General features: G+C 71.0%; 22 protein-coding genes, 3 pseudogenes and 1 riboswitch. Of the genes and pseudogenes, 17 read left to right on the forward strand and 8 right to left on the reverse strand.

Features of this window, described 5'->3' with window-relative positions; translation table 11 throughout:
- Positions 1 to 97 precede the first annotated feature (97 nt).
- The 4 genes and pseudogenes from ACIQAK_RS02425 to ACIQAK_RS02440 form a co-directional block, all read left to right on the forward strand.
- Positions 98 to 685 (forward strand): class I SAM-dependent methyltransferase, encoded by a 588-nt coding sequence (locus ACIQAK_RS02425; RefSeq protein ID WP_401847768.1) that lies wholly within the window; start codon positions 98 to 100, stop codon positions 683 to 685.
- Positions 686 to 776: 91 nt separating this feature from the next.
- A complete protein-coding gene (locus ACIQAK_RS02430; protein WP_366388163.1) occupies positions 777 to 1,646 on the forward strand; it encodes an N-acetylmuramoyl-L-alanine amidase in 870 nt (289 codons plus the stop codon).
- 176 nt (positions 1,647 to 1,822) lie between these two features.
- Positions 1,823 to 2,686 (forward strand): hypothetical protein, encoded by an 864-nt coding sequence (locus tag ACIQAK_RS02435; protein ID WP_366388162.1) that lies wholly within the window; start codon positions 1,823 to 1,825, stop codon positions 2,684 to 2,686.
- Positions 2,671 to 3,513 (forward strand): annotated as a pseudogene (locus tag ACIQAK_RS02440) (LLM class flavin-dependent oxidoreductase); the annotation flags it as partial. The gene ACIQAK_RS02435 and the pseudogene ACIQAK_RS02440, both read left to right, overlap by 16 nt.
- A gap of 29 nt (positions 3,514 to 3,542) precedes the next feature.
- Here ACIQAK_RS02440 and ACIQAK_RS02445 read toward each other — a convergent pair.
- Positions 3,543 to 4,195 (reverse strand): annotated as a pseudogene (locus tag ACIQAK_RS02445) (maleylpyruvate isomerase family mycothiol-dependent enzyme).
- A 237-nt stretch (positions 4,196 to 4,432) separates the two neighbouring features.
- Here ACIQAK_RS02445 and ACIQAK_RS02450 point away from each other — a divergent pair.
- On the forward strand, positions 4,433 to 4,723 hold the full coding sequence (locus ACIQAK_RS02450; RefSeq protein ID WP_366388161.1) for a hypothetical protein: 291 nt from the start codon (positions 4,433 to 4,435) through the stop codon (positions 4,721 to 4,723).
- A 43-nt stretch (positions 4,724 to 4,766) separates the two neighbouring features.
- Here ACIQAK_RS02450 and ACIQAK_RS02455 read toward each other — a convergent pair whose 3' ends face one another.
- From ACIQAK_RS02455 to ACIQAK_RS02465, 3 genes are all read right to left on the reverse strand, one after another.
- Complete coding sequence (locus tag ACIQAK_RS02455) at positions 4,767 to 5,840, reverse strand: prenyltransferase (protein ID WP_366388160.1); 1,074 nt, start codon at positions 5,838 to 5,840, stop codon at positions 4,767 to 4,769.
- Positions 5,837 to 6,568, reverse strand: a complete 732-nt coding sequence (locus ACIQAK_RS02460; RefSeq protein WP_366388159.1) for a class I SAM-dependent methyltransferase — start codon at positions 6,566 to 6,568, stop codon at positions 5,837 to 5,839. The genes ACIQAK_RS02455 and ACIQAK_RS02460 overlap by 4 nt, the downstream gene beginning before the upstream one ends.
- Before the next feature lie 95 nt (positions 6,569 to 6,663).
- Entirely contained in the window at positions 6,664 to 7,980 is a 1,317-nt protein-coding gene (locus tag ACIQAK_RS02465) for a glycosyltransferase family 4 protein (protein ID WP_366388158.1), read from the reverse strand.
- A 263-nt stretch (positions 7,981 to 8,243) separates the two neighbouring features.
- On the opposite strand from ACIQAK_RS02465, the gene ACIQAK_RS02470 reads away from it, so the two are divergent.
- Complete coding sequence (locus tag ACIQAK_RS02470; protein ID WP_366388157.1) at positions 8,244 to 8,879, forward strand: TetR family transcriptional regulator; 636 nt, start codon at positions 8,244 to 8,246, stop codon at positions 8,877 to 8,879.
- A 32-nt stretch (positions 8,880 to 8,911) separates the two neighbouring features.
- On the opposite strand, the gene ACIQAK_RS02475 is transcribed toward ACIQAK_RS02470, so the two are convergent.
- Together ACIQAK_RS02475 and ACIQAK_RS02480 are read right to left on the reverse strand one after the other, a co-directional pair.
- Positions 8,912 to 9,286, reverse strand: a complete 375-nt coding sequence (locus ACIQAK_RS02475) for a type II toxin-antitoxin system VapC family toxin (protein ID WP_366388156.1) — start codon at positions 9,284 to 9,286, stop codon at positions 8,912 to 8,914.
- A 265-nt stretch (positions 9,287 to 9,551) separates the two neighbouring features.
- Entirely contained in the window at positions 9,552 to 10,232 is a 681-nt protein-coding gene (locus ACIQAK_RS02480; RefSeq protein ID WP_366388155.1) for an ATP-binding protein, read from the reverse strand.
- 187 nt (positions 10,233 to 10,419) lie between these two features.
- Between ACIQAK_RS02480 and ACIQAK_RS02485 the strand changes: the two genes are divergently transcribed.
- The 6 genes from ACIQAK_RS02485 (at position 10,420) to ACIQAK_RS02510 (ending at position 18,005) form a co-directional block, all read left to right on the forward strand.
- Positions 10,420 to 11,292: a helix-turn-helix transcriptional regulator gene (locus tag ACIQAK_RS02485; protein ID WP_366388154.1), complete on the forward strand. Its 873-nt coding sequence runs from the start codon at positions 10,420 to 10,422 to the stop codon at positions 11,290 to 11,292.
- Positions 11,289 to 11,492: a DUF397 domain-containing protein gene (locus ACIQAK_RS02490; protein WP_366388153.1), complete on the forward strand. Its 204-nt coding sequence runs from the start codon at positions 11,289 to 11,291 to the stop codon at positions 11,490 to 11,492. The genes ACIQAK_RS02485 and ACIQAK_RS02490 overlap by 4 nt, the downstream gene beginning before the upstream one ends.
- A 189-nt stretch (positions 11,493 to 11,681) precedes the next feature.
- Positions 11,682 to 12,185, forward strand: coding sequence for an SseB family protein (locus ACIQAK_RS02495; RefSeq protein WP_366388152.1), 504 nt, complete (start codon positions 11,682 to 11,684; stop codon positions 12,183 to 12,185).
- Positions 12,182 to 12,817, forward strand: coding sequence for a hypothetical protein (locus ACIQAK_RS02500; protein WP_366388151.1), 636 nt, complete (start codon positions 12,182 to 12,184; stop codon positions 12,815 to 12,817). The genes ACIQAK_RS02495 and ACIQAK_RS02500 overlap by 4 nt, the downstream gene beginning before the upstream one ends.
- A complete protein-coding gene (locus tag ACIQAK_RS02505) occupies positions 12,817 to 17,571 on the forward strand; it encodes a putative T7SS-secreted protein (RefSeq protein WP_366388150.1) in 4,755 nt (1,584 codons plus the stop codon). Before ACIQAK_RS02500 ends, ACIQAK_RS02505 begins: the two co-directional genes overlap by 1 nt.
- A gap of 5 nt (positions 17,572 to 17,576) precedes the next feature.
- Positions 17,577 to 18,005, forward strand: coding sequence for a hypothetical protein (locus tag ACIQAK_RS02510; protein WP_366388149.1), 429 nt, complete (start codon positions 17,577 to 17,579; stop codon positions 18,003 to 18,005).
- A 97-nt stretch (positions 18,006 to 18,102) separates the two neighbouring features.
- Here the strand turns inward: ACIQAK_RS02510 and ACIQAK_RS02515 are convergent, their stop codons facing one another.
- Positions 18,103 to 18,336: a ferredoxin gene (locus tag ACIQAK_RS02515; RefSeq protein ID WP_366388148.1), complete on the reverse strand. Its 234-nt coding sequence runs from the start codon at positions 18,334 to 18,336 to the stop codon at positions 18,103 to 18,105.
- Positions 18,336 to 19,796 carry an aldehyde dehydrogenase gene (locus ACIQAK_RS02520; protein ID WP_366388147.1) on the reverse strand — a complete coding sequence of 487 codons (1,461 nt, stop codon included), beginning with the start codon at positions 19,794 to 19,796 and terminating at the stop codon, positions 18,336 to 18,338. The genes ACIQAK_RS02515 and ACIQAK_RS02520 overlap by 1 nt, the downstream gene beginning before the upstream one ends.
- 192 nt (positions 19,797 to 19,988) lie before the next feature.
- Between ACIQAK_RS02520 and ACIQAK_RS02525 the strand changes: the two are divergent.
- From ACIQAK_RS02525 to ACIQAK_RS02545, 5 genes and pseudogenes are all read left to right on the forward strand, one after another.
- Positions 19,989 to 21,035, forward strand: a pseudogene (locus ACIQAK_RS02525) (MBL fold metallo-hydrolase).
- Positions 21,036 to 21,269: 234 nt separating this feature from the next.
- Positions 21,270 to 21,405, forward strand: a riboswitch (cobalamin riboswitch).
- Positions 21,406 to 21,562: 157 nt separating this feature from the next.
- Positions 21,563 to 22,828 carry a prenyltransferase/squalene oxidase repeat-containing protein gene (locus tag ACIQAK_RS02530; RefSeq protein WP_366388146.1) on the forward strand — a complete coding sequence of 422 codons (1,266 nt, stop codon included), beginning with the start codon at positions 21,563 to 21,565 and terminating at the stop codon, positions 22,826 to 22,828.
- Positions 22,825 to 23,595 (forward strand): SCO2322 family protein, encoded by a 771-nt coding sequence (locus ACIQAK_RS02535; protein ID WP_366388145.1) that lies wholly within the window; start codon positions 22,825 to 22,827, stop codon positions 23,593 to 23,595. The genes ACIQAK_RS02530 and ACIQAK_RS02535 overlap by 4 nt, the downstream gene beginning before the upstream one ends.
- Positions 23,592 to 24,770 carry an energy-coupling factor transporter transmembrane protein EcfT gene (locus ACIQAK_RS02540; RefSeq protein ID WP_366388144.1) on the forward strand — a complete coding sequence of 393 codons (1,179 nt, stop codon included), beginning with the start codon at positions 23,592 to 23,594 and terminating at the stop codon, positions 24,768 to 24,770. The genes ACIQAK_RS02535 and ACIQAK_RS02540 overlap by 4 nt, the downstream gene beginning before the upstream one ends.
- On the forward strand, positions 24,767 to 26,479 hold the full coding sequence (locus ACIQAK_RS02545) for an ATP-binding cassette domain-containing protein (protein WP_366388143.1): 1,713 nt from the start codon (positions 24,767 to 24,769) through the stop codon (positions 26,477 to 26,479). The genes ACIQAK_RS02540 and ACIQAK_RS02545 overlap by 4 nt, the downstream gene beginning before the upstream one ends.
- The last annotated feature ends 11 nt before the right edge of the window (positions 26,480 to 26,490 follow it).

Here is a 26,490-nt window from a genome sequence, read left to right on the forward strand (position 1 = left end):
AGACCCACCCCACCTGGAGGAACCCGTGACCGCCGCCGCGTTCGCCGCCGCGCCCGAGCCGGAGATCCTCGCCGCGTTCGAGGCCGCCAAGGGCTTCATGCCGGTCCACGAGGGGCTCGCCCTGTACGCGGCCGCCACCGAGGCCGGTGCGCTGGGGCTGCCGCTGCTGGAGGTGGGCACGTACTGCGGGCGCTCCACGATCCTGCTGGCCGACGCGGCCCGGACGGCCGGGGTGGGCGCCCTGACCGTGGACCACCACCGGGGCAGCGAGGAGCAGCAGCCGGGCTGGGAGTACCACGACCCGAGCGTGGTGGACCCCGAGGTCGGGCTGATGGACACCCTCCCGACGTTCCGCCGCACTCTGCACCGGGCCGGCCTGGAGGAGCACGTCGTGGCCCTCGTGGGCCGTTCCCCGCAGGTCGCCGCCGTCTGGGCCGGGCCGCTCGGCCTGGTCTTCATCGACGGCGGGCACACCGACGAGCACGCGAACGGCGACTACGAGGGCTGGGCCCCGCACGTCGCCGAGGGCGGGTTCCTGGTGATCCATGACGTCTTCCCCGACCCGGCCGACGGCGGGCAGGCCCCGTACCGGGTGTACCGGCGGGCGCTGGCGTCGGGGGCGTTCACCGAGGTGTCGGTGACGGACTCGCTGCGGGTGCTGCGGCGCACGGGCCCGGGGGTCTGAGGCGTACGCCGGACTCGTACGCGTCCCGGCGTCTTCCTACCCGTACGGACAGCGTCCCGGCGCCCGGTACCCGGACGGATAGCATCGCCGCGTGCCGTACGACGACAGCGTTCCCCCCATCCGCCGCGCCCGACCGCTCCTGGTCGCCGCCGCGCTGGCCGCGCTCTGCCTGACCGGCGTCGCCGGATGCGGCGGCTCCCCGGACACGACGGACGAGGCAGGCGCGGGCGCCTCCGCCTCGCCCACGGTGACCCCCTCCGCACCGGCCACCGAGCCGTTGCCGCAGGGCGCCCTGACCGGCAGGACCGTGGTGATCGATCCGGGTCACAACCCCCGCAACGGCGAACACAGCGAGAAGATCGACGAGCAGGTCGACATCGGCACCGGACGCAAGGAGTGCGATACGACCGGTACGTCCACGAACGCCGGTTATACCGAGGCCCGCTTCACCCTCGATGTGTCGCATCGGCTGCGGACGTTGCTTCAGGCGCGGGGCGCGCGGGTCGTGCTGACGCACGACGACGACCGGCCGTTCGGGCCCTGCATCGACGAGCGGGCCCGGATCGGCAACGAGGCGAAGGCCGACGCGGTGGTCTCGGTGCACGCGGACGGATCGGCGGTGGGCAACCGGGGCTTCCATGTGATCCTGCCCGCGGCGGTGAAGGGCGGCGGGGCCGACACCTCGGCGATCGTGCAGAGTTCGGCCGACCTCGGGGCCCGGATCGCGGGGCACTTCGTCCGTACGACCGGAAGTGCGCCCTCCAATTACATCGGCGGCGGTACCGGGCTGGACACCCGTGCTGATCTCGGCGGACTGAATCTGTCGACCGTGCCCAAAGTCTTCGTTGAATGCGGCAATATGCGTGACCCGAAGGACGCGGCCCTGCTCACCAGCGCGACGTGGCGCCAGAAAGCGGCCCGCGCGATGGCGGACGGCATCGCCGACCACTTGAAGGGGTAGGTCTGCGGGGATATTGGGGGGATAACGGTTCGCGGACCGGGCACGGGGGCGACCCGCCCGGGCAGACGATAGATTCATCCGTACGATGGGGTGCCACCCCGAGCTTCGTGCCGTACCCGCCGCACCGGCGGCAGCGACGACCGCCCCGACGAGACGACCGACTAAGGACACTTCACGTGAATATCCGCTCCCTCACTCGAGGCGACGGCGTGGTGATCGGAGCAGCGGTCGTGCTGTTCATCGCCTCTTTCCTCGACCTCTCCGGCTACGACTGCCCCTCCGGCGTGGACTGCTCGCGTTTCAGCAGCCCGAACGCCTGGGACTCGCTCGGGCTCCTGATGAGCGTCTTCATCGCCGGCATCATCGGCGCGGCGCTGGTGATCGTCGGCCGTCTGACGCCCGGCCGCAAGGTCGTGGGGTTCGACCTCGGCCAGTTCGGGGCGGCGTTCACCGTCTTCGCCCTGTGGACCGCCTTCTGGACCACCATCGACGTCAGTGACGCCGGCGCGGGCCTGATCCTCGGCCTGCTGGCGACCATCGTGCTCGCCGCGGGCGCGATCGCCGGCCCCCTGGTCCCCGCGCTCAAGGCGCCGATCGTCGGTGCCCCGCGCCCGGCGCAGGCCGTGCAGCCGCCGTACGGTGGCCAGCCCGGCCAGGGCTACGGCTACCCGGGCGCCCAGCAGCAGCCCTACGGCGCCCAGCCGAGCCAGGGGTACGGCTACCCCGGGGCCCAGGCCGGTGGCCAGCACGGTCAGCCCGCCCAGGCCGACCCGGCGCAGGCACAGGTGCAGGCCGCCCAGGCCCAGCAGGCGGCTCCGCAGGGCGGCGCCGCCCCGGCGGGCGACTTCACCCCGTTCTGGTTCGCCGTTCCGGTGGCCCGCCCGCTGTACGGCGAGGACGGCGCGCCGAACCCGATCGCCGAGCTGGCGCCGGGCACCTGGTACCTCGCGGTAGAGCAGCGCGGTCAGGGCCTCATCGCCCAGACCCAGGACGGCCGTCGCGGTGTGCTCCAGGACACCACGGGCATCCAGCGCGGCTGACCCGTACGCACCGCACCGCGGCCCCTCGCCCTTCCCGGCGGGGGGCCGTTGTCGTACAGTCCCTCCCGCACCGCCACCACCTGACGGGACGTCACCTACGGCCGGAGGCAACGGAATGCGGCTCGGACTGGCACTCGGATACTGGGGCCGCGGCCCGTACGCCCACCCGCGAGTACGTGGAGGTGATCCGCCAGGTACTGGCCCGGCGGGCCCCGGTGGAGGTGGCGGGCCGCTTCCACTCCCACCCGTACGCCGGCCCGGACGCCACCGGCCTCGGCAGACCGCTGAAGCCGATCACGCACCCGCTGCGGTCCTCGCTGCCGGTGCTGCTGGGCGCGGAGGGGCCGAAGAACATCGCCCAGACGACGCGGATCGCGGACGGCTGGCTGCCGCTGTACTGGTCACCGCTGCGTACGGAGGTGTACGAGGCCTCGCTCGCCGGGCTCCGGGACGGGTTCATGATCGCGCCGATGGCCCGGGCCCAGGTCTGTGACGACGTGGCGGAGGGGCTGCTGCCGGTGAAGGCGATGCTCGGCTTCTACATCGGCGGGATGGGGCACGCGGCCCGCAACTTCCACGCGGACCTGATGGCGCGGATGGGGTTCGAGGAGGAGGCCCGGCGGATCCAGGAGCTGTTCCTCCAGGGCCGCAGGCAGGACGCGGTGCGGGCGGTGCCGGACGTCTTCGCCGACGAGATCTCCCTCGTCGGCCCGCGCGCCCGGATCGCGGAGAAGCTGGCCCAGTGGCGCCAGGGCCCGGTGACCGACCTGCTGGTCACCGCGCCGGACCCGCACACGCTGCGGGTCCTGGCGGAGCTCAACAACTAGGCGCCGTGTTCACCGACCGACGGTCGTGCTCACCCGAACGAGGACCGGTCCAGCCAGAAGTCCAGCAGCTTCGCGTCGCCGAGCACCTCGACCCGCTCGCTGGTCGGCTCCAGGCGGCGATTGAAGACGAGCATCAGATCGGTCAGCGAGCCGCGCAGGGCGACCGTCGCCTTCCCGTGGTCGTGCCGCCAGGTGAAGCGGTCCTCGCCGAACTCGATGAGCCACTCGGCCCCGGGTACGTCGGTGGCGTGCAGGTGCAACGAGCGCCCGCCGCCGCGCAGTTCGTCCGCCTCGGGGTCGCCGCCCTCCTGGGCGAAGGAGACGATCCGCAGCCACTCGTCGATGGTGTCGGCGGCCACCTCGGGGGCGACCGTGTACGGGACGCGCGCGGCGAGCGCCGCGTCCGCCCGGTGCACGGCCGTCTCGTGCGTCATGCGCCGCGCCCAGAACGCCGTACGCCGCTCCCACGCCCAGGTCCACACCTCGGCGTCCGGCCCCGCCTCCCGCAGCGCGGCGACGGTGGCTTCCGCGCCCTCGGCGAGCCAGGTGTCCAGCGCGGCGGGGTCGTCGCTCCCGGGCCCCTGGAACCCCGGCAGAGATCCGCGCCGGTCAGCGTCGAACGCAGGGCGTCGGTCTGGGCCAGGATCTCGTCGCAGTAACGGTCGTGAGAAAGAAGCGTCATGCCGGGGACCCTATCCGCGGTCCGCGAGTGGATCACACGATTGACCGACCGCGCGGGAACAGGCACCCGGCGCTCGTTTCCGGCCAGCTGCGCGGTGGCTGTGCCCTCCCGGCAGGGCACATCACGGTGAGTGACGAACCTGGGCACTTCCGGCCAGACTCACCCCGCACCGCAAGGGGCCGCCACCGGATACCACCCCACGGGTTTCACGCTGGGTAAAGCGGTAACCAGCAGTCCATGTCTCCCAGAACCCGTTCAGGCAGCAGTTCAGCGGCGAGGATCATCGCCGTGGTGGCCGACATCCTGGCTTTCATCATCATTCTCTGGATCCTGATGTACCTGCTGGACGCCAACCGGGGCAACGACTTCGTGCAGTGGGTGCACGACGCCGCCACCTGGCTGGCCGGCTGGTCCTACGACCTGTTCACGTTCGACGCGGCATGGGCACGGGTCGTGGCCGGTTACGGTCTCGCGGCCGTGGTCTACCTGTTCATCGGACACGCGGTGGCGGGCCGGCTCCGCCGCTGATCCCGGTGCTGAGCCGCTGGACCCGCCCGCTGTCGGTGCGGGTTCAGCGGCAGCAGTCCGGCCCGAGTCCGACCGGCAGCCGCTCTCCCCCGAAGACCGCGGTGGTCGCCTCGTCCCCCCCGAGTGCGGCCACCGCCAGCAGCAGGGAGCCCGCCGTCCAGGTGGTGAGCTCCTGCGGCCAGAAGGCCCGGTTGCCCTCGAAGACGTACCCCGTCCAGTACAACCCGCCCTCGGCACGCAGGTGCTGGATGGACTGGAGGATCTCCAGGGACCGGTCCGACTCCCCCGTCATCCACAGGGCGAGGGCGAGTTCGCTGCTCTCGGCGCCGGTCACCCAGGGATTGGGCAGCACACAGCGCACCCCGAGGCCGGGGACGACGAAGCGGTCCCAGCTCTCCTGGATGCGGGCGGTGGCCTCGGCCCCCGTGACGGCTCCACCGAGGACCGGGTAGTACCAGTCCATGGAGTAGCGGTTCTTGTCGAGGAAGCGCTCGGGGTGGCTGCGGATCGCGTGGGCCAGTGCCCCGGTCGCCAACTCCCAGTCGGGCTGCGGCTCCTCGCGCCGCTCCGCGATGGCCAGCGCGCAGCGCAGCGCCTGATGGACGGAGGAGGAGCCGGTCAGCAGCGCGTCGTTCACCGGCGTACCGTCCGCCTCCCGCTTCCACCCGATCTGCCCGCCGGGCTGCTGGAGCCGGAGCACGAACTCGATCGCCGCGAAGACCGTGGGCCACATCCGGTCGACGAACGCGTCGTCCCCGGTGGCGAGGTAGTGGTGCCAGACGCCGACGGCCACGTAGGCGCAGAAGTTGGTCTCGCGGCTGAGGTCGGTGGGCTGCCGCGGGTCGCCGTCGTGGTAGGCGGCGTACCAGGAGCCGTCCGCGTTCTGATGGCGGGCCAGCCAGTCGTAGGCGCGCTCGGCCGCCTCGTGCTCGCCGGCCGCGTCCAGCGCCATCGCGGCCTCGGTGTGGTCCCACGGGTCGAGGTGGTGGCCCCGGAACCAGGGCAGCGCCCCGTCCTCGCGCTGTACGGCGACGAGCGCGGCTACCGTCTGGGCGGCCTGAGCCGCCGTCAGAACGCCGGGCAGGACAAGGTGTTCGGTCTGTTCGGGAGTGCTCACGCCTCGGCCTTCGGAAGATGCGGCTTGGTGGCGTAGGCGACGAAGCTTTTGCCCACGACCGGGTTGAGGAGCTGCTCGGCGACGCGGGTGGCGAGCGGCTTCTTCATGATGTCCCAGACCAGCAGCTTGTGGTACGCCCGCACCGGCAGCGCACGGTCGTTGTCCACGCCGAACGCGCACTTCAGCCACCAGTACGGCGAGTGCAGGGCGTGCGCGTGGTGGGTGCCGTACGGCTTGAGTCCGGCCTCGCGGATACGGGCGAGGAGCTGGTCGGCCTTGTAGATGCGGATGTGCCCGCCCTCGACCTCGTGGTAGGCGTCGGAGAGGGTCCAGCAGACCTTCTCGGGGCCGTAGCGCGGGACGGTGACGGCGATCCGGCCGCCCGGCCTGAGGACCCGGACCATCTCGGCGAGGACGCCCTTGTCGTCCGGGATGTGCTCCATGACCTCGGAGATGATCACGACGTCGAAGGAGTCGTCGGGGAAGGGCAGGTTGAGGGCGTCGCCCTCCATCGCGGTGGCGGTGGCGCCCGCGGGGGCCTCCCCGGCCTCCTTCATCGCGGCGAACCACTTGGCGACCTCGCGGATCTCCTCGCCGTTCTGGTCGAGGGCCACCACCTGCGCGCCGCGCCGGTAACACTCGAAGGCGTGCCGGCCGGCACCGCAGCCCAGGTCGAGCACTCGGTCGCCTGCGGCGAGCGGGAAGCGGGTGAAGTCGACGGTCAGCACGGGGGCCTGCCTTCGAGGTCGGAGGTACGGGTATCAGGTAAGCGGGTCCGCAGTCACCTGCGGGTACAGCGCGGTCACGTGCGGGGACGGCGCTGTCACCTGCGGGCTCCGCGGGCGGCGATCGCTCGACGGTACAGCTCGGCCGTTCCGGCGGCCGCCCTGGCCCAGGTGAAGTTGGCGAGCACCCGCTCCCGGCCCGCCGCGCCGAGCCGGGCGCGCAGCTCCGGGTCGGCCAGCAGCCGGGCGAGCGCCCCGGCCAGCGCGTCCGCGTCGCCGGGGGCCACGGCGAGGCAGGTCTCCCCGTCCCGCCCGGAGACCTCGGGGATCGCACCGCCGGTGGTGGCGACGAGCGGGGTGCCGGTGGCCATCGCCTCGGCGGCGGGCAGCGAGAACCCCTCGTACAGCGACGGCACGCAGGAGACCTGGGCGCTGCGCACGAGGTCGACCAGCTCGGCGTCGCTGATGCCCTTGACGAACTCGACGGCGCCCGAGAGCCCGTGCCGCTCTATCGCCCGGGCGACGGGCCCGTCCTCGGCGCGCTTGCCGACGACCACGAGGTGGGCGGCGGGGTTCTCGGTACGGAGCTTGGCGAGCGCGTCGACGAGGTGGACCAGGCCCTTGAGCGGGACGTCGGCGCTGGAGGTGGTGACGATGCGGCCGGGCACCTCGGCGACGGAGGGGTCGGGCGACCACAGGTCGGTGTCGGCGCCGATGTGGACGACGCTGATCCGGTCCGCGCGCACGCCGAGGTCCTCGACGATCTCGTCGCGGGAGGAGCCGGAGACGGTGAGGACGGTGTCCAGCTTGCGGGCGACCCGCTTCTGCATCCGGGTGAAGGCGTACCAGCGGCGTATCGAGGCGCGCCGGCGGCGGCTGGTGACGGCCGCCAGGTCGAGCCTGCGGTCCACGGTGATGGGGTGGTGGATCGTCGTCACGAGCGGGGCCCCGAGGTCGCCGAGGAGCCCGTAACCGAGGGTCTGGTTGTCGTGGACGACGTCGAACTCGCCGCGCCGGGCCAGCAGATGGCGGCGGGCGCGCAGGCTGAAGGTGAGCGGTTCGGGGAAGCCGCCGGTCCACATGGTGGCGACCTCGGCGAGGTCGACCCAGTCCCGGTACTCGCCCCACGTCGGCGTACGGAACGGGTCGGGCTGCCGGTAGAGGTCCAGGCTGGGCAGCTCGGTGAGCGGCACGCCCTCGTCGAGCACGGGGTAGGGCTGCGCGCCGATGACCTCGACGCTGTGTCCCAGCCGGGCCAGCTCACGCCCGAGGTGGCGGACGTAGACACCCTGGCCGCCGCAGAACGGGTTGCCCTTGTACGTGAGGAGCGCGATGCGCAGCGGCCGGTCGCCGGCCCCGGCGGCGGAGCTGCTGTCGCCCGTGCGGGGGCCCGTCTCTATGGCCTCAGCGGTCACACTCGGCCCCCTTCTGACTGCGTGTTCGCCGGAGCGTAACCGGTAGCGCTAATCTAGAACAAGTTTCAGACTTGATCGTTCGACGTGCATCGAATCTACCGGGAGGTAGCGACGGTGTGAGGCCCGGAACAGGTGATTCGCGCCACGACGGACGCCCTGGCATGCTGTGCGCGCCCGGTGCGGAACGCAGGGAACGAACCGGGGATCACGGCGATCGTGAACGGGGAAGGCATGACCACGCACGGATCGTGGATGGGGGCAGCATGACCGCGGACGCCGGACCGGCAGCGCATCCGCCGACGGAACGCGCGGCGCCTCCCCTGACCGAGCGGCAGGAGGCCCGCCGCCGCCGCATCCTGCACGCCAGCGCCCAGCTCGCCAGCCGCGGCGGTTTCGAGGCGGTGCAGATGCGCGAGGTGGCGGAGGCGGCCGGGGTCGCGCTCGGCACCCTCTACCGCTACTTCCCCTCCAAGATCCACCTGCTGGTCGCCACCATGCAGGACCAGCTCCAGCACATGCACTCCACCCTCCGCAAACGCCCCCCGGCCGGGAACGACGCGGCCCAGCGGGTCGCCGAGACCCTGATGCGCGCCTTCCGCGCCCTCCAGCGCGAACCCCACCTGGCGGACGCCATGGTCCGCGCCCTCACCTTCGCGGACCGCAGCGTGAGCCCGGAGGTGGACACGGTCTCCCGCCTCACGACGGCGATCATCCTGGGCGCGATGGGCCTGGAAAACCCGACGCCCGAGCAACTCTCGGCGGTCCGCGTGATCGAACACACCTGGCACTCCGCGCTGATCACCTGGCTGTCGGGCCGGGCGTCGATCGCCCAGGTCAAGATCGACATCGAGACGGTCTGCCGCCTGATCGACCTGACGGCGGAGCCGGGGCGGGGCTGAGGCCCGCGTACGGAGTCCGGCCCCCACGCGGTTCAGACGGGCATGACCTCGACGTCGTACGACGGAATCCACGGGTTACGGGTCACGAGGACCAGCCCATGGGCCTGTGCCTGGGCGACGAGAATCCGGTCGAAGGGGTCGTCGTGGACCATCGGCAGCCGCCCGGCCCGCACGCCGTGCGCGGCGGTGACGGGCAGACTCGGAAACGCGAGGTCGCGCACCCGTTCGGCCAGATCACCCGGACCTTCGATCAGGCCGAGGTGCTGCTTGAGGGTGATCTCCCACGGCGACACGGCACTGATGTGCACGGCGTTCGCGGTGTCGAGCAGGTGCTTGACGGGTTCGGGCAGCTCCGGCGCATCGTCGAGCCACCACACGATCACGCGGGTATCGAGGAGGAGTCGCATCACGCCATCCCGAAGACAGCGGCGACCCTGGGATGCGGATCATCGAAACGGGCAGGCACACGCACCTGTTCCCGCAGCGCACCCCGCCCGGCCCGCCGGACGGTGGGCCGCACCGAGGCGGCAACGAGCAGCGGCACCGGCACCACCGGCACACCGCCCCGGCTGACCACGGTCGGCCACCCGCCGACGAGCTGGACCAAAGTGCCGCGGAATCGGGGCCCCGTACAGCGTGCCGAACGCCTCCGAACCCTGCGCCACAGACTCCTCACGACGCCACCACGGGGTCGCCGGCCGCGGTCGGCCGCGCACCCTCCCGCACCAGGAGCGGTTCCGCGGCATCCATCCGCAGGCCAGGCCCGTCATCCAGGCCGATCACGACCGCGAGCCCGCCCGAGGCGTACCGCTCACTGCGCACGCTCCGGACGGTGCACCAGGCGCCCCAGACCCGTACGGACTGACCGGGGCGGACGGTAGCGGCGGCGATCTCGGCCTCGGCGGCCAGGGATTCGGCGCCCACGGATGCAGGCGCGGCGCCGGGTGCCACCACCTCCGCCCAGACCGTCTTGCCGATCCCCGCCGACCGCTCGTCGACGCCCCAGCGGTACGCGAGCGCCTCCACGAGCATCAGCCCCCGCCCGCCCGTCTCCAGCTCACCGGGCGCCCGCACCACGGGACGGCCTCCCCCGGCGTCGCTCACCTCAAGCCGGAGCGAGGCGCCCCGCTCCCGGCACACGATGCGTACGCCGATCATCCGGTCCCCGGGGACGGCGACCCGCAGGGCGTTGGTGACCAGCTCCGAGAGCACCAACTCCCCGACATCGGCGGGCGCCTCCCCCGCCCGCCACTCACCGAGCTTGGCGCGCAGAAGGGCGCGGGCCTCGGGGACGCTGCTGCGGCGACGGGCCAGCCGAAGGCAGGCCTCACGAGTTTCGGACTGCTCGACCATGATGCTCCCCAGTGGATGGACGACGGGACGGCAAGTGCCGCTTGACGGAGCGGCGTTGAGATGTCTCACGACAGAGCGTGCCCGCACAACTCGCAACCGCGCAACGTTGAATGGATTTTTCGTGCTCAATTCACTCTTTCGGGCATACCGTGGCCGCCGCCGTCGCCGGACTGATAAGCAGTGGGGTATGCCACCCGTAAAGCCATCCACCGTTCTCGGACGCCAACTCGGCGACGAGCTGCGCCGCTTCCGTGAGGCCGCAGGCTTCTCCACAGCGGACGCGGCCGAGGTCCTTGACTGCACCAAGGGCAAGATCAGCCGCATCGAGAACGGTCACGTGCCGGTCCGTTCGCCTGACCTGGCCGCGCTCATACACGCGTACGGCGTGACGGACCCGGAAGCCCGTGACCGCCTGGCGTCGCTCGCTCGCAGTGCCAACAGGCGCCGCCGTGAGGGTTGGTGGCACCAGTTCGGAGACGTATTGGGTGACACGTACCGCGACTACATCGAGATGGAGACCATCTGCGACAGCATCAAGACGTTCCAAGTGCAACTGGTTCCGGGGCTGCTCCAGACGCCCGCCTACGGAAGGGCAGTGACCGTCGCCTCCCGTGCATGGCAGACCGCTGAGGAGGTCGACCAGTTCGTGCAGGTACGCATGGCACGGCAGGAACGTCTGACCGGGGATGACCCCATGGAATTCTGGGCCGTCCTCGCGGAAGGGGTACTTCGCCAACAGGTGGGCGGGCCGACTGTGATGCACGACCAGTTGCAGCACCTGGCGGACCTTGCCGAGCGCCCGAACATCACGGTCCAGGTACTGCCGTTCTCACGCGGGGCGCACCCGGGTATGTTCGGCCCGTACTTGATGCTCAGCTTTCCCCGGGTCTCCGCACTCGACCTCGTCCTGACGGAAACTCCGACCGGCAACATCTGGATCGAGCGGGAATCCGACGTGGCTCGGTACCGTGGGCTCTTCGACGACGCCCGCACGTCCGCGTTGCCGCCGACGGAATCGCTCAGCATGATCCGACGTATCGCCGAGGAGCACAGACCATGACACAGGACCGCCCCACCCCGCCCGATCTCGCTGAGGCAGCCTGGCGCACCAGCAGCTACAGCGGCGGGCAGGGCGAGTGCGTGGAGGTGGCCCCGAACCTCCCCCACCTGATCCCGGTCCGCGACAGCAAGCGCCCCACCGGCCCCGTCCTCACCTTCGGCCACACCGCCTGGCAGGCCTTCGTGAACGACCTGGCGTAGGCCTCGGGCCGGCCTGAGACCCTCAGGGGCCATCCGCCCCTCCCTCCGGCCGCACCGCCTCCCGAACACCCACCTCCCCTCCGGCGGACCGACCACTCGGCCGGAGGGGAGCAGCCGTTTACGCACCGGTGGCGACCTGGCCGCTTTCCACATTGCTGCCGTGAAGAACGCCATGACACCATCCCGTACGTGACTGACCACGGGGACGACATACCTGAGCCCGGCCGCCGGTCCAGGCTCGCCGAGCTGGCCGACTGGACCGTAGCCGGAGCGGGGGAAGAAGAGACACCACCGGTATCCGAACCGACGCCTGCCGAGAACCCGGCGGATCAGCTGTCGGTCGCGCGGCGCGAGTTCGCGAGACTGCTGGGCGAGTTCCGGCGTACGGCGGTGCTGGTGCCGTTCGACGCGTACGGGAGTCTGTGGACGGCGGACCAGAACGGCGTCCGGTGGATCTGCGCGTTCTCGGACGAGGAGGCGCTGGCCAGGTTCGCGCTCGCACAGGGGGACGGCGCACGGGAGTGGACGTACCGCACGATCCTCGGTGCGCGCTTGCTGGACGTGATGGTGCCGATGCTGCCGGGCCCGGCGGGAGTCGCACTGGACGCGGGAAGTACGGACGGTGTGCTGTTTCCGCCGGTCGCGGGCATTGTGCCCGACCATGTGGCGGTCGATCTGGGGGAGACGGGATGAGCGGGGACAGCGCGAATCTGAACGTGTCGGCGGCGGCTCTGGCGCAGATCGCGCAGGGTATCGACCTGGCGCACAGCGAGTTGAAGGGACTCGGCTCGATCGGCAGGGCGTCGGCGGGCCGAGGGTTCTCGGATCTCGCCCTGTCAGGGCTGGAGCTGGGGCACGGCGGGCTGACGTCGGAGTTCGAGACGTTCTGCAAGCGGTGGGAGTGGGGCGTACGGACCCTGTCCCAGCGGGGCAACAACCTCGCTGCGGGGCTGGGGTTGTCGGCGGGCTCGTTCGCCGAGCAGGAGCGGTACGTCAAGGACTCGCTCAAGATCGTGGTGAACTCCGCCAACGGGAACCCTTACCTGTCCGAGGACGAGGTCAAGGGCATGAGCTGGGACACGATCAGCACCCAGCGCGCCTTCGACGACCCGGACTGGAGCGTGGACTCCTTCAAGGACGCGCACGGCGAGGTGAAGCAGCAGTGGAAGGACACCGGGTACGACGTGGGGGACGCGCTGCTGGACGCCTCGGGGGTGGACCCGGCGCAGCGTGAAGAGATCGACGCGTGGGGCAAGGAGCACCTCGATCCCTCATCGGAGACCTTGGCACAGGCCGAGGAGCCTCGCTTGGGGGAGAGCCGCTGATGGTGGATCTGGGTGGGGCGTTCGACAAGGTCGTCGACGGGACCGTACGGGGCCTCGACAAGGGCAAGGAGCTCCTGGGCAGGGGCGTCGACGCGGCGACGGACAAGGTGGGGGCGGAACTCGACAAGGTCGGGGCGCACGGCTGGGCCGACAAGGTCGAGGACTGGGGCGACGCGACCGCGTCGTCGCTCGGGGCGGAGGTCGGGGAGAAGCAACTCGGGCAGAGCGAGGAGGCCGACGAGCTGATCCATGGGAAGCCGGAGAAGATCACGGCTGCGGTGAAGAACCTGCGGGACTTCCAGAAGGCCTTCGACCTCGTCGGCGGCGGGCTGAAGAAGCTGGACTCCGGCAACTGGCGAGGGGAAGCGGCCGACACCTTCCGGTCGAAGTTCCAGGCCCTGCCCACCGACTGGCTGCGCGCTGCGGACGCGTTCGAGGACGCGGCGAAGGCGCTGGAGACGTACGCGTCGGCCGTGGCGAGCGCCCAGGGCAAGGCGCGTGCGGCGATCGCACTGTACAAGGAGGGCACCCAGGACTCCGAGAAGGCGGTCTCGGCGTTCAACAAGAAGGTCGACGCCTACAACGCGGCCCGCACCAGCGACGAGCCCCTCCCCCACCCCGGCACGTTCTCGGACCCGGGTGTGTCCAAACGGAAGCGCGCCCAGGAGGACCTGGAGGACGCCAGGCGGTCACGGAACGAGGCCGGCGAGCGGGCGAAGGGCGCGGTCACGGCGGCGATGGCGCACGCGCCGAGGGAGCCGACGGGCCGGGACCGGTTCAAGGACGAGCTCTACGACCACGGCCTTTCCCAGGGGGTCGAGATCGCCCATCTCGGCGGGGGCATCCTGAAGGGCACGGGCGGCCTGGTGGGCTTCCTCCGCCAGACGAATCCGATCGACCCGTACAACCTGACCCACCCGGCGGAGATGTACAAGGGCGTCAACATGACGCTCTCCGGCCTGACCAGAACCGTGGCCAACCCTGACCGGGCCCTTGAGAACGCGTGGGACGCGGCGAAGAGCGACCCGGGGGAATTCATCGGCCGCCTGCTCCCGGAGGCGGCCGGCACGAAGGGCGCCGGAACGCTGAGGGGCGGCCTGCGGGCGGGGCTGCGGAAGGGGGCGGTGCATGAGGGGCCGCCGAAGCCCCCGGGGCCTGCGCGGGAAGGGGTCAACGACCCGGCCAATCCTTCCCGTACGGAACGGGCGCCGGAGGACGACCCGTCCGACCCGGTGGACATGGCAACCGGCGCCATGTATCTGCCGCAGACGGACATCGTGCTGCCCGGCACGCTCCCGCTCGTGTTCCGCCGCCGTGTCGCCTCCGACTACCGGGCAGGGCGCTGGTTCGGCCCGTCCTGGTCGTCCACTGCGGACCAGCGCCTGGAGATCGACTCCGAGGGGATCGTCTTCCTCTCCGAGGACGGCTTGCTGCTGTCCTATCCCCACCCGGCGCCCGGCGTTCCGGTCCTGCCCAGCCACGGTCCCCGCTGGCCACTCGACATGGACACCAGCGGCGATTACACGATCACCGATCCCGACTCGGGCCACGTCCGACACTTCACGACGCACGACGACGGCACCGAGGCGTTGCTCGCCCAGCTGGACGACCGCAACGGCAACTGGATCACCTTCGAATACGACGCTTCCGGGGCTCCGACATCGATCGTGCACCACGGCGGTTACCACCTCAAGCTGACTGCGAACGGCGGGAGGATCACCGCTTTGCACCTGGTGGGCGGAGCCGAGGGCGGAACCGATCAACAGGTTCTCCGCTACGGCTACACCGACGGCCACCTGACCGGCATCATCAACTCGTCCGGCCTTCCCCTGCGGTTCACCTACGACGAGCACGGCAGGATCACTTCCTGGACCGACACCAACAAAAGCAGCTACGAGTACGCCTACGACGACCAGAACCGGTGCGTCGCCGAAGGCGGCTCAGCAGGCCACATGGCGCTGAACCTGGAATACGGCGAAGCCGACCCGGCCACGGGCCATCGCGTCACGACCGCGACGACGCCCGCCGGAGCCGTCCACCGCTACCTGATCAACGAAGCGCACCAGATCATCGCGGAGACCGACCCGCTCGGAGCGACCACCCGCTTCGAACGTGACCGCTACAACCGGCTCCTGTCCCGCACCGACCCTCTCGGCCGAACCACCTGCTGGACCTACGACACCTCCGGGCAGCTGACCACCGCGGTCCGCGCGGACGGCCGTGAGATGACAGCCGAGTACAACGATCTCCGCCTCCCGGTCCGCTTCACCAACCCTGACCGGACGGTGATCCGCCAGGAGTACGACAAGCGCGGCAACCGGATCTCGGCCATCGACCCGTCAGGCGCGGTCACTCGCACGACATACAACACGTCCGGGCATCCGACTTCCGTCACGGACGCGTTGGGCAATACAACCCGCATACGGTGCAATGCGGCCGGGCTGCCCATCGAGATCACCGACCCCCTCGGTGCGACCACGCGCATCGAGCTGGACCCCTTCGGCCGCCCTATCACCCAGACCGACGCGCTCGGTGCGGTCACCCGGCTCGTGTGGACTCCGGAGGGCAAGCTCGCCCAGCGCACGGACGCCCATGGTTCCACCCAGTCCTGGACGTACGACGGCGAAGGCAACTGCCTCACTCACACCGATGCCATGGGATCGGTATCCCGTTTCGAGTACACCCACTTCGACGTCATGACGGCCCGTACCGGTCCTGACGGCGTGCGCTACGAGTTCGCCCACGACCATGAACTCCGCCTCACCCAGGTCCTCAACCCCCAGGGCCTGAGCTGGAACTATGCCTACGATCCCGCCGGTCACCTCATATCCGAGACGGACTTCGACGATCGAACGCTCACCTACGAACGCGACCCGGCCGGCAGGCTCACCGCCCGCACGGATGCCTTGGGCCAGACCACCCGTTACGAACGGGACGACCTCGACCCCATCGTCCGCAAGGACGCGGCAGGCTCCGTCACCGCCTTCGCGTACGACCTGACCGACCAACTCGCCGAAGCGGTCAACGCTGACGCGACCATCACGTGGCTCCGTGACCGGTACGGCCGCCTCAAGTCGGAGACCGTCAACGGTCGGACCGTGTCGTACACCTATGACGCGCTCGGCCGGCGCACCGGCCGCACCACGCCCAGCGGGGCGACGAGCACATGGACCTACGACGCCGCAGGCCGCCGCTCCTCCCTCACCACGTCCGGCCGGACGCTCACCTTCGAGAGGGACGCGGCGGGAAGAGAAGTGGCCCGTCACCTGGGGGACCACCTCACCATCGCCTCACAGTTCGACATCGTGGGGCGCCTCACCACACAACAGGTCACGGATGCGGACCGCAGTATCCAGCGCCGTGACTACGCGTATCAGGCAGACGGCCACCTCATCGGCCTTACCGACCAACTCTCCGGCAAGAAGACGTTCGATGTGGACACAGCGGGCCGTGTCACCGCCGTCCGCGCAGCGGACTGGTCGGAGCGATATGCGTATGACGCGGCGGGCAACCAGGCGGAAGCCGTCTGGGCAGCCTCTCATCCAGATCAAGAAGCCACTGGCACCCGTGACTACTGCGGGACGAACATGACGCGCGCAGGCAGGGTCCGCTACGAGCATGACGCACTGGGACGCATAACACTGCGTCAGAAAAGTCGGCTTTCACGCAGGCCCGCCACCTGGCACTACACGTGGGGAACCGACAACCGCCTCACCGCTGTCACGACTCCGGACGGCACACATTGGCGTTACCACTACGATCCGCTCGGCCGCCGCACCTCGAAGCAGCGTATGGCCGACGATGGTCACACCATCCTAGAAGACGTCACGTTCTCCTGGGACGGCGCTACCCTCTCCGAGCAGACCACTCGGGAGCGCACCGCCGCCGACTGCATTGTCCTATCTTGGGACCACCAGGGGCTCCACCCTCTCACGCAGGTTGAACGCCGATTCACAGCGGACACACCTCAGCAAGTAATTGATCAGCGCTTCTTTTCCATCGTCACCGATCATGTCGGCACTCCGAGCGAGCTCGTCGACGAATCGGGGAATATTGCCTGGCGCTCGCGGAGCGTCTTGTGGGGAACAACGACCTGGGCGAAAAATAGCGTTGCCTACACGCCGATCCGTTTCTCAGGGCAATACTTCGACCCCGAGACGGGATTTCACTACAACCATTATCGCTACTACGACCCGGCATCAGGGCGCTACGCATCCCCTGACCCGCTGGGAATTAATCCGGCACCAAACCCCGCCACATACGTCAGCAATCCTCACAGGATGACTGACCCGACGGGGCTATCGCCTTGCCCGGACCCCATCGATTACATGGGGGACAATGCTATACCGGCCGGCCAGCCGGTGACCCACGGCCCAACTGGGACACTGATCGGCTCCGACGGGTCAAGCCTGCGCAATTTTGAGAACGTACTGAACGAGGGCGAGCATGATGTCGTGGCACACGGCAGTCGGGACGGATTTTTGGAGATGCCGGGAGGTAACGTAAACGGAGGGCAGATTGTCGATGCGGTGACAAATAATCCGAACTATGGTGGCGGCCCCCTGAGACTCATGGTGTGCCATTCGGGTGCAGATAGTTCCGGGATTGCTCAACAGATCGCCAACGAGCTCGGGACCACTGTGCGAGCGCCGACCGAGAGGGTTGGCACTAGCCCTATCCTAGGTACGGGGCAAGTGCCGCGGATCGACAATGATGGATACTGGAGGATATTCCTCCCCATTTCAAGAGGGTGAACCGAATGGAAATGATCGGATTTTTCCGGGAGATGGCACCCGGAAGCAGTTTGGAAATATTTCGCGAATCCATCCAGGGCAAAGCGAGGGACCAGGCGGCATACCCTAAGACAGAGGTGCAGGGGTACCTTGAGTCCGGTCACCCGATTTTTGACATCATGGAAACAACACTGGACGTCATGGAAGGATCATTTAGGGTGCCTGGCGGCTCGTCACTGGTATCCGATGGGCGGTTTGTATGGCGCGCGGATCTGTCGGCATACGTTGAAACGTACAATATTGATCTGCCTCCTCACTTCATTTCTTTTATCGTTGAGAACGGATTCTCTGTGCCCCCTGCAAGTCACCAAACCCTTCTCTCGGTTTCCGCTGCCGCAGAAAAGGCTTTGGGGTTCCGGGTGGATGGAGGTGCCGGGCCAAGCGTCAGTACGTGACGGGCCGGTTCATGGAGTAAGCACAGATGGCGTCGAGGCGAGGGGCTGCCCGCGCACGGCAGCCGATTCGGAACACCTTGAGAAGTCCGTTCCTCCGTCACTCCTCCGGCGGGAACACCACCTCCCCCGACCCCACCAGCGTCAGCATGATCGCCTCGACCGGGCAGCCCTCCGCCGCTGCGAGGACCTGTTCCCCGGCGTCGTGGTCCTCGGTGCGCGGGTGGGACTGGCGGGCGGTGTCCAGGTGGAAGGCGTCCGGGGCGTGGTGCACGCACATGCCGGAGCCGATGCAGACGGAGCGGTCGACCTCCACGTGCCAGCGGTCGCCCATCAGGCCTCCCGGTAGCCGGCGGGGAGGTGGATCATCTTGTGCTCGAAGAACTCGCCGTAGCCCTCGGGGCCGAACTCGCGGCCCAGGCCGGAGTTCTTGTAGCCGCCGAACGGGCCGAGCATGTCCAGGCTGAAGGTGTTCACGCTGTACGTGCCGGTGCGGACGCGGCGGGCGATGTCGATGCCGCGTTCGGTGTCGGCCGTCCAGACGCTGCCGCTGAGGCCGTACGGGGAGTCGTCGGCGGTGCGGACGGCCTCGGCCTCGTCGCCGTACGGGATCAGGCAGATCACCGGGCCGAAGATCTCCTCGCGGGCGATGCGCATGGAGTTGTCGACCGAGCCGAAGAGGGTCGGTTCGACGTACCAGCCGCGTTCCTGGGAGGGCGGTATGTTGCCGCCCGTGAGGATCTTGGCGCCTTCCTCCTGGCCCAACTTGATGTAGTCGAGGGAGCGTTGCTGTTGGCGTTGCGCCACCAGGGGGCCTAGTTCGGTGGTCGGGTCCAAGGGGTCGCCCACCCGCAAGGCGCCTGCCGCTGCCGCGAACGCCTCCGCCACCTCGTCGTACCGGGAGCGCGGGGCCAGGATGCGCGTCTGGGCCACGCACGCCTGGCCGTTGATCATCCAGGCGAACGGGACGATGCCCGCGACCGCCGCCTCCAGGTCCGCGTCCGGCAGGATCACCGCCGCCGACTTGCCGCCCAGTTCGAGGGTGACGCGGGTGAGGTTGCGGGAGGCCACCTCCATCACGCGACGGCCCGCCGCGACCGAGCCGGTGAAGGAGACCTTGTCGACGTCCTTGTGGCCCACCAGGTACTCGCTCACCTCCCGGTCGGCCGGGAGGATGGAGAGGACCCCGGGCGGCAGGCCCGCCTCCGCCGCCACCTCCGCCAGGAGGTAGGCGTCCAGGGGGGTTTCCGGGGAAACCTTCAGGACCGCCGTGCAGCCTGCCAGGAGTGCGGGGGCCAGTTTGGCCGCAGCCGTGAACTGGGGGACGTTCCACGGGACGACCGCTGCCACCACCCCGACCGGTTCGCGGCGGACCAGGAGGGGACCCAGCACCCCGTCGCGTCGCTCCTCGTACGGGAACGTGCGCGCCACCGTGATCGCCGAGTCCCAGACCATCATCGCGGCGAGCGCCTGCACCATCACGCTCGCGCTGTACGGAGTGCCGTTCTGGGCGCTGATCAGGCGCGCGAACTCCTCGTGGCGTACCGCGAAGGCGTCCTTGATGCGGGTCACCACCGCGATCCGCTCGTCCAGCGTCATCCGGGGCCACGGGCCCTCGTCGAAGGCGCGGCGGGCGGCGGTGACGGCCCGGTCCACATCACCCTCGGACGCGTGCGGCACGCGGCCGATGACCTGTTCGGTGTGCGGGGAGATCACCTCGATGACATCGGTGCCGAGCGGATCGGTGAACTCCCCGCCGATGAACAGCTGGCCGTGTTCCACAAGCTCCGTCATGGCTGTCGCCTCCCGCTGACCCGCCCACATCTGGCTGACTGCTCGTCAGAACTGATACCAGTTCCTGTTCCAGGAGTCCACGGCGCGGACCGTACCTGGGGGACTAGAAAGTGGTAGACCCGGGGCTACCACTGGAACGGGTTCTCGTTACAGTGGGCTCAGCGCACGCCGCCGAGCAGAGAGGGGAAGCCCATGACGCAGGTGACGCAGGTGACCGACCACGGCGGAGGCGTCCACAGCATCAAGGTCCCCATCCCGGACAACCCGCTCGGCCACACCCTGGTGCACCTTCTCGACACCGGCCGGGGTCCGGTCCTCATCGACACCGGCTGGGACGACCCGGCCTCCTGGGACACGCTCGTGGCCGGGCTCACCGCCCTCGGCACCGCCGTCACCGACGTCCACGGCGTCGTCATCACCCACCACCACCCCGACCACCACGGGCTTTCCGGCCAGGTCCGCGAGGCGTCCGGGGCCTGGATCGCCATGCACGAGGCGGACACCGCGATCGTCCGGCGCACCCGGGACGCCGAACCCGGCACCTGAATCGACTGTCTCGCCCGCAAGCTCGCCGCCGTCGGCGCGCCCGACGAGCACCTCGCCCCGCTGCTCGCCGCCCGCGGCAGCGGCCGTCCGCGGACCCTGCCCGGGCTGCGCGCCGCTCTGCCGGACCGCGAGATCGTGCCCGGCGAGCTGCTCGACCTCGCCGGGCGACGGCTGCGTGCCGTCTGGACCCCGGGCCACACGCCGGGCCATGTCTGCCTCCATCTGGAGGAGCGGCATCCGGCGAACCTGCCCGGGCACGGGCGGCTGTTCCCCGGGGACCACCTGCTGCCCGGGATCAGCCCGCACATCGGGTTGTACGAGGACCCCGACGACACCGCCGTCACCGATCCCCTCGGGGACTACCTCGCCTCGCTGGAGCGGATCGGGCGGCTCGGGGTGGCCGAGGTGCTGCCCGCGCACCAGCACGCCTTCACCGGTGCGGGCGGGCACGTACGGGAGCTGTTGGACCACCACGAGGACCGGCTGACCGGGCTGCTCGCCCTCCTCGCCACGCCGCTGACCCCCTGGCAGCTGGCCGAGCGGATGGCGTGGAACCGGCCCTGGGAGCAGATCCCGCACGGTTCGCGGTCCATCGCCGTGTCGGAGGCCGAGTCCCATCTGCGCCGGCTGGTGAAGCTCGGGCGCGCGGAGGCGGTGACCGGCAGCGCCCCGGTGACGTACATCGCGGTGTGAGCCGCCCTGGGCCGCCCCGAGCCGCCGTGAAGCCGCCCTGAGCCGCCCTGAGCGTCCTGCCCCCCTGCCCCGTACGGCGTCAGCGGTGTGAGCCTCCCGCCCGGCCGGCCCTGCCGTGCATGGCGAACGGGGTGAGCCGTCCTGGGCCGCCCCGCCCCGCCTCGCGGTGTGAAGGCCCTCCCCGGCCCGGTACCCGGCGACGACGCGAGCGGTCCGCCGCCCCGGGGCGGGACCTTACGGCCCGGTAGAGTGGGCAGGTCGTCATCATGCCCGTACAGGGGGAAGCCGGTGCGAACCCGGCGCTGAACCCCAGCCGTGAACCGTCGCCCGACGGCAGCCGGAACGTCCTGTCCGTGGAGCGTGAGCGGCCAGGGGCAGTGTGACCACGGGCCCCAGGGCCACCGGGAACCCGGTGGCCAGGGTCACCGGAACCCCGGTGGCCGGCACCGTCGAGGTATACGGGGCCGGAGCCCGGTGCCCTCGTGCGCCCGGGGAAGCCGGCCCCCGCAGGAGAGGCACAGCCCGCCATGACCGTACGCCGCAGCGCAGCCGCGCTTGCGACCACCGCCGTTCTTCTGGGCGCGGCCGCACCCTTCGCGGCCGCACCCGTCGCGGTCGCCGCACCGAGCCCGTCCCCGTCGGCCGAGCTGCCGCCCGGCCTCTACGGGACCACGGACCCCACGTACGACGGGGTGTGGCGGCAGTCGCTGGCCTTCCTCGCGCAGAAGATCGAGTACGTCACGCCGTCCACGCAGGCCGTGGACTGGCTGGTGGGGCAGCAGTGCGGCAGCGGCGCGTTCACCTCGTACCGGGACGCCGCCAAGCCCTGTGACGCGTCGACGGTGATGGACACCAACGCCACCGCCGTAGCCGTGCAGGCCCTCGTCGAGATCAACCAGCACCGCGACGCCGCGAACAACGGCTCGGACTGGCTGAAGTCGGTGCAGAACGCGGACGGCGGCTGGGGCTACAACCCCGGCGGCCCGAGCGACGCGAACTCCACGTCCATCGTGATCGGCGCGCTGGCCCGGACCGGCGTCCCGGTCAGCGAGGTCACCACCGCCGACGGCAGCACCCCGTACACCGCGCTCCAGGCGCTGGCCATCCCCTGCGGGGACAAGGACGGCGGCGCGTTCGCCTACCAGCCGGGCAAGAAGGGTGAGCTGACCGCCAACCTGGACGCCACCGCGGCCTCGGTGCTCGGTCTGATGGGCAAGGGCATCGCGTCCGGTACGTCCAACGCGGTCAAGGACCCCGCCTGCGCGAAGGGTGACGACCTCAGCCCCGAGCAGAGCGCCCAGAACGGCTCCTTCTTCCTCGCGGACACGTTGAAGAAGTCGCCGTATCTGGAGCAGGCCCCGATGCCGGGCGCCGAGGACACCGAGCCGCAGCCCGACTACGGCAACACGGCGGACGCGGTCGTCGCCCTCGCCGCCTCCGGGCACAAGGACAAGGCCGAGGCGTCGGTCGCCTGGCTGCGGAAGAACGCCACGGGCTGGGCGAAGCAGGGCGGCCCGGCCGCCACCGCGCAGCTGATCCTCGCCGCGCACGCGACCGGTGCGGATGCCCGCAGCTTCGGCGGGGTCGACCTCGTCAAGCAGCTCAACGCGACCGGCCCCTCCCCCGCCGCGACCGCGCTCCCCTCCCCGACCCCGACCGGTCCGCAGCCCTCCAGCGGCACCAGCAGCGACGACGGCGGGCTGGGCCTCGGGTGGCTGATCGGTATCGGTCTCGTGCTCGGCGCGGGCATCGGCTTCCTGCTCAGCATGCGCCGGAAGAAGCAGCAGCCGTGACGGGTGCGGGAGCCCGGCAGCGACTCCTGTCGCCCGTCGGCGCGCTGCTCGCCGCGCTGCTCGCCGTCCCGGCGGTCCTCCTCGGGGCGGGCGGCGCCGAGGCCGCCGGGTACCGCTACTGGTCCTTCTGGGAGGGCAGCGGCAAGAACTGGACGTACGCCACCCAGGGCCCCTCCCTCCTGCGCCCCGACGACGGTACGGTCCTGGGCTTCAGGTTCTCCGTCAGCGAGGACTCCGCCGACGCCGACCAGCCGCGCCGCGCCCCCGACTTCGGGGCGGTCTGCGCGGGTACCCCGGCGAAGGACGGGGCGAAGCGGGTCGCCCTGGTGATCGACCCCGGTACGGCGGCGGACGCCCCGGACGGGGAGAAGCCGCCCGCCCCGCGCACCGCCTGCGCGCAGGTCGCGCCGGACGCCAGCAGCGCCGAGGCGCTCGCCGCGGTGGCCAAGCCGCTGCGGTACGACAGCAGCGCGATGATCTGCGCGATCTCCGGCTATCCGCGGGCGGGCTGCGGCGAGCGGGTCTCCGGCGACGGCGACGCTGATGGTGACCGCGACGCTGATGGTAACGGCGACGGTGACGCCGACAGCAACAGCGACGGCGACGCTGACGGCGGCAGGAAGGGCGGCAGCGAGCAGCCGTCCGCCTCGGCCCCCGCACCGGACGACGGGAGCGGCAGCGGTCCCTCCGCCGGTCTCCTCGTCGGCGTCGGGGCCGTCCTGCTGCTGGGCATCGCCGCCGTGTTCCAGGCCCGCCGGCGCCGATGACGCCCGCCTCGGGGACGGCCCGGCTGCTCCGGCGTGCCCTGCGCGCGCCCGAGGCTGCCCGCTCCAACGCGCTGCCCGCCGGGGCGTGGTGGCTGTGGGCGCTGGGGCTGGCCACCGCCGCCTCCCGGACCACCAACCCGCTGCTGCTCGGCCTGCTGGTCGGCGTGGCCGGGTACGTGGTGGCGGCCCGGCGCACGGACGCGCCGTGGGCCCGTTCGTACGGGGCGTTCATCAAGCTCGGGCTCTTCGTCGTGGCGCTGCGGCTGGTCTTCTCCGTCTTCCTCGGCTCGCAGATCCCGGGCTCGCACACCGTGCTGACGCTCCCCGAAGTGCCCCTGCCCGACTGGGCGCAGGGGGTCCGGATCGGTGGCCGGGTCACGGCGGAGCAGCTGGTCTTCTCCCTGTACGACGGGATGAAGCTGGCCGCCCTGCTGATCTGCGTCGGCGCGGCGAACTCGCTGGCCAACCCGGCACGGCTGCTGAAGTCGCTGCCGGGTGCGCTGTACGAGGCCGGGGTCGCCGTCGTCGTGGCGATGACGTTCGCCCCGAACATGGTGGCCGACGTGGTGCGGCTGCGTACCGCGCGGCGGCTGCGGGGCCGCCCGACCGGTGGCGTCAGGGCCGTCGCGCAGATCGGACTGCCGGTGCTGGAGGGGGCGTTGGAGCGGTCGGTGGCGGTGGCCGCCTCGATGGACGCGCGCGGGTACGGGCGTACCGCACAGGTGCCGCCCGCCGTCCGCCACACCACGAACATCCTCACGCTCGGCGGGCTGCTCGGGGTGTGTGCGGGCACGTACGGGCTGCTGGCCGCCCAGGGGGCCCGGTACGGGCTGCCGGTTCTGCTGGCGGGACTCGTCGCGGCGATGGCGGGGCTGCGGCTCGGCGGCCGGCGTTCGGTACGTACCCGCTACCGCCCGGACCGGTGGGGGGTACGGGCCTGGCTGGTGGCGGGGTCGGGTGCGGTGGTGGCCGCCGCGATGATCTGGGCGGGTTCCGCCGATCCGGAGGCGCTGCACCCCGGTGTCGTACCGCTGACCGCGCCGGTGCTGCCGCTGTGGGCGACGGCGGCCGTGCTGGTCGGGCTGCTTCCCGCGCTGGTCGCCCCCGTGCCACCGACAGCCCGGGACGGCCGAGGCGCCGACAACCAGACCCATCGCACCAAGGAGCAGGCGTGATCAGGTTCGAGCAGGTCTCCGTGCGCTACGACGGGACGGACCGGCCCACCCTGTCCGGCCTCGATCTGGTGGTCCCGGAAGGGGAGTTGGTGCTGCTCGTCGGGCCGTCGGGGGTCGGCAAGTCGACGTTGCTCGGTACGGTCTCGGGGCTGGTGCCGCACTTCACCGGCGGGGTGCTGTCGGGGCGGGTCACGGTGGACGGGCGCGATACCCGCACCCACAAACCGCGTGAACTGGCGGATCTCGTCGGCACGGTGGGGCAGGACCCACTGGCCCACTTCGTCACGGACACGGTCGAGGACGAACTCGCCTACGGCATGGAGTCGTTGGGGCTGGCGCCGGACGTGATGCGCCGCCGGGTGGAGGAGACGCTCGACCTGCTGGGCCTGGCCGAGCTGCGTGACCGGCCGATCGCCACGCTGTCGGGCGGCCAGCAGCAGCGGGTGGCGATCGGCTCGGTGCTCACCCCGCACCCCAAGGTGCTGGTCCTCGACGAGCCGACGTCCGCGCTGGACCCGGCGGCGGCCGAGGAGGTCCTGGCCGTGCTGCAAAGGCTGGTGCACGACCTCGGGACGACCGTGCTGATGGCCGAGCACCGGCTGGAGCGGGTGGTGCAGTACGCGGACCAGGTCGTCCTGCTGCCCGCACCGGGCACCGCCCCCGTGATGGGGCCGCCCGCCGAGATCATGAAGGTGTCGCCGGTCCGGCCGCCGGTGGCCGAGCTGGGGCTGCTGGCGGGCTGGGACCCGCTGCCGCTCTCGGTACGCGACGCCCGGCGCGGGGCGGGCGACCTGCGGGCCCGGCTGGCGTCGGTGGAGAAGCCCGCACCGCCGGAGCCTGCTGTGAGCCCTTGTGTCACACCGCCCGTGTCCCCCGGCCCCCGTCCCGGGAGGATCGCCCGGCTGCTGGGCCGTACGCGGGCCGCCGAAGCGCCCGCCCCCGCCGCCGACCCCGTCACCCGGGTCGAGAACCTGGGCGTGCGGCGCGGCCGGATCGAGGCGCTGCGGCGGGTCACGCTCACCGTGGCCCCCGGTGAGACGGTGGCGCTGATGGGCCGCAACGGGGCCGGCAAGTCCACGCTGCTCGGCGCCCTCGTCGGCATGGCCGAGCCCACCTCGGGCTCCGTACGCGTCGGCGGCCTGGCCCCGGCCCGTACCGGTCCGCGCGCCATGATCCGCCGGGTCGGCCTCGTCCCGCAGGAGCCGCGCGATCTGCTGTACGCGGACACGGTGGCCGCCGAGTGCGCCGCCGCCGACCGGGACGCGGGCGCGGCGCAGGGCAACTGCCGGTCCCTGGTCTCCGAACTGCTCCCGGGCGTCGGGGACGGCACGCACCCCCGCGACCTCTCCGAGGGGCAGCGGCTCGCGCTGGCCCTCGCCCTGGTGCTCACGGCCCGCCCGCCGCTGTTGCTGCTGGACGAGCCGACCCGGGGCCTGGACTACGCGGCGAAGGGCCGGCTCGTCGGCGTACTGCGGTCGCTGGCGGCCCAGGGCCATGCGATCGTCCTGGCGACGCACGATGTGGAGCTGGCGGCGGAGCTGGCCCACCGGGTGGTGATCCTCGCCGACGGGGAGGTCGTCGCGGACGGCCCGACCGGCCGGGTGGTGGTCTCCTCCCCCGCCTTCGCCCCGCAGACGGCGAAGATCCTGGCCCCGCAGGAGTGGCTGACCGTCTCCCAGGTGCGCGGCGCGCTGGAGGCGGGCGCGTGAGCGGTACGCAG

Source organism: Streptomyces sp. NPDC088706, assembly GCF_044752765.1.
Classification (GTDB): domain Bacteria; phylum Actinomycetota; class Actinomycetes; order Streptomycetales; family Streptomycetaceae; genus Streptomyces.

Bases quoted from the DNA above. Each gene is read 5' to 3' on its own strand.
- ACIQAK_RS02425 (WP_401847768.1), top strand. From the start codon at position 98: ATGCCGGTCCACGAGGGGCTCGCCCTGTACGCGGCCGCCACCGAGGCC.
- ACIQAK_RS02450 (WP_366388161.1), top strand. From the start codon at position 4,433: ATGTCTCCCAGAACCCGTTCAGGCAGCAGTTCAGCGGCGAGGATCATC.
- ACIQAK_RS02470 (WP_366388157.1), top strand. From the start codon at position 8,244: ATGACCGCGGACGCCGGACCGGCAGCGCATCCGCCGACGGAACGCGCG.
- ACIQAK_RS02475 (WP_366388156.1), bottom strand. From the start codon at position 9,286: ATGCGACTCCTCCTCGATACCCGCGTGATCGTGTGGTGGCTCGACGAT.
- ACIQAK_RS02480 (WP_366388155.1), bottom strand. From the start codon at position 10,232: ATGGTCGAGCAGTCCGAAACTCGTGAGGCCTGCCTTCGGCTGGCCCGT.
- ACIQAK_RS02485 (WP_366388154.1), top strand. From the start codon at position 10,420: ATGCCACCCGTAAAGCCATCCACCGTTCTCGGACGCCAACTCGGCGAC.
- ACIQAK_RS02490 (WP_366388153.1), top strand. From the start codon at position 11,289: ATGACACAGGACCGCCCCACCCCGCCCGATCTCGCTGAGGCAGCCTGG.
- ACIQAK_RS02500 (WP_366388151.1), top strand. From the start codon at position 12,182: ATGAGCGGGGACAGCGCGAATCTGAACGTGTCGGCGGCGGCTCTGGCG.
- ACIQAK_RS02505 (WP_366388150.1), top strand. From the start codon at position 12,817: ATGGTGGATCTGGGTGGGGCGTTCGACAAGGTCGTCGACGGGACCGTA.
- ACIQAK_RS02510 (WP_366388149.1), top strand. From the start codon at position 17,577: ATGGAAATGATCGGATTTTTCCGGGAGATGGCACCCGGAAGCAGTTTG.
- ACIQAK_RS02515 (WP_366388148.1), bottom strand. From the start codon at position 18,336: ATGGGCGACCGCTGGCACGTGGAGGTCGACCGCTCCGTCTGCATCGGC.
- ACIQAK_RS02520 (WP_366388147.1), bottom strand. From the start codon at position 19,796: ATGACGGAGCTTGTGGAACACGGCCAGCTGTTCATCGGCGGGGAGTTC.
- ACIQAK_RS02530 (WP_366388146.1), top strand. From the start codon at position 21,563: ATGACCGTACGCCGCAGCGCAGCCGCGCTTGCGACCACCGCCGTTCTT.
- ACIQAK_RS02540 (WP_366388144.1), top strand. From the start codon at position 23,592: ATGACGCCCGCCTCGGGGACGGCCCGGCTGCTCCGGCGTGCCCTGCGC.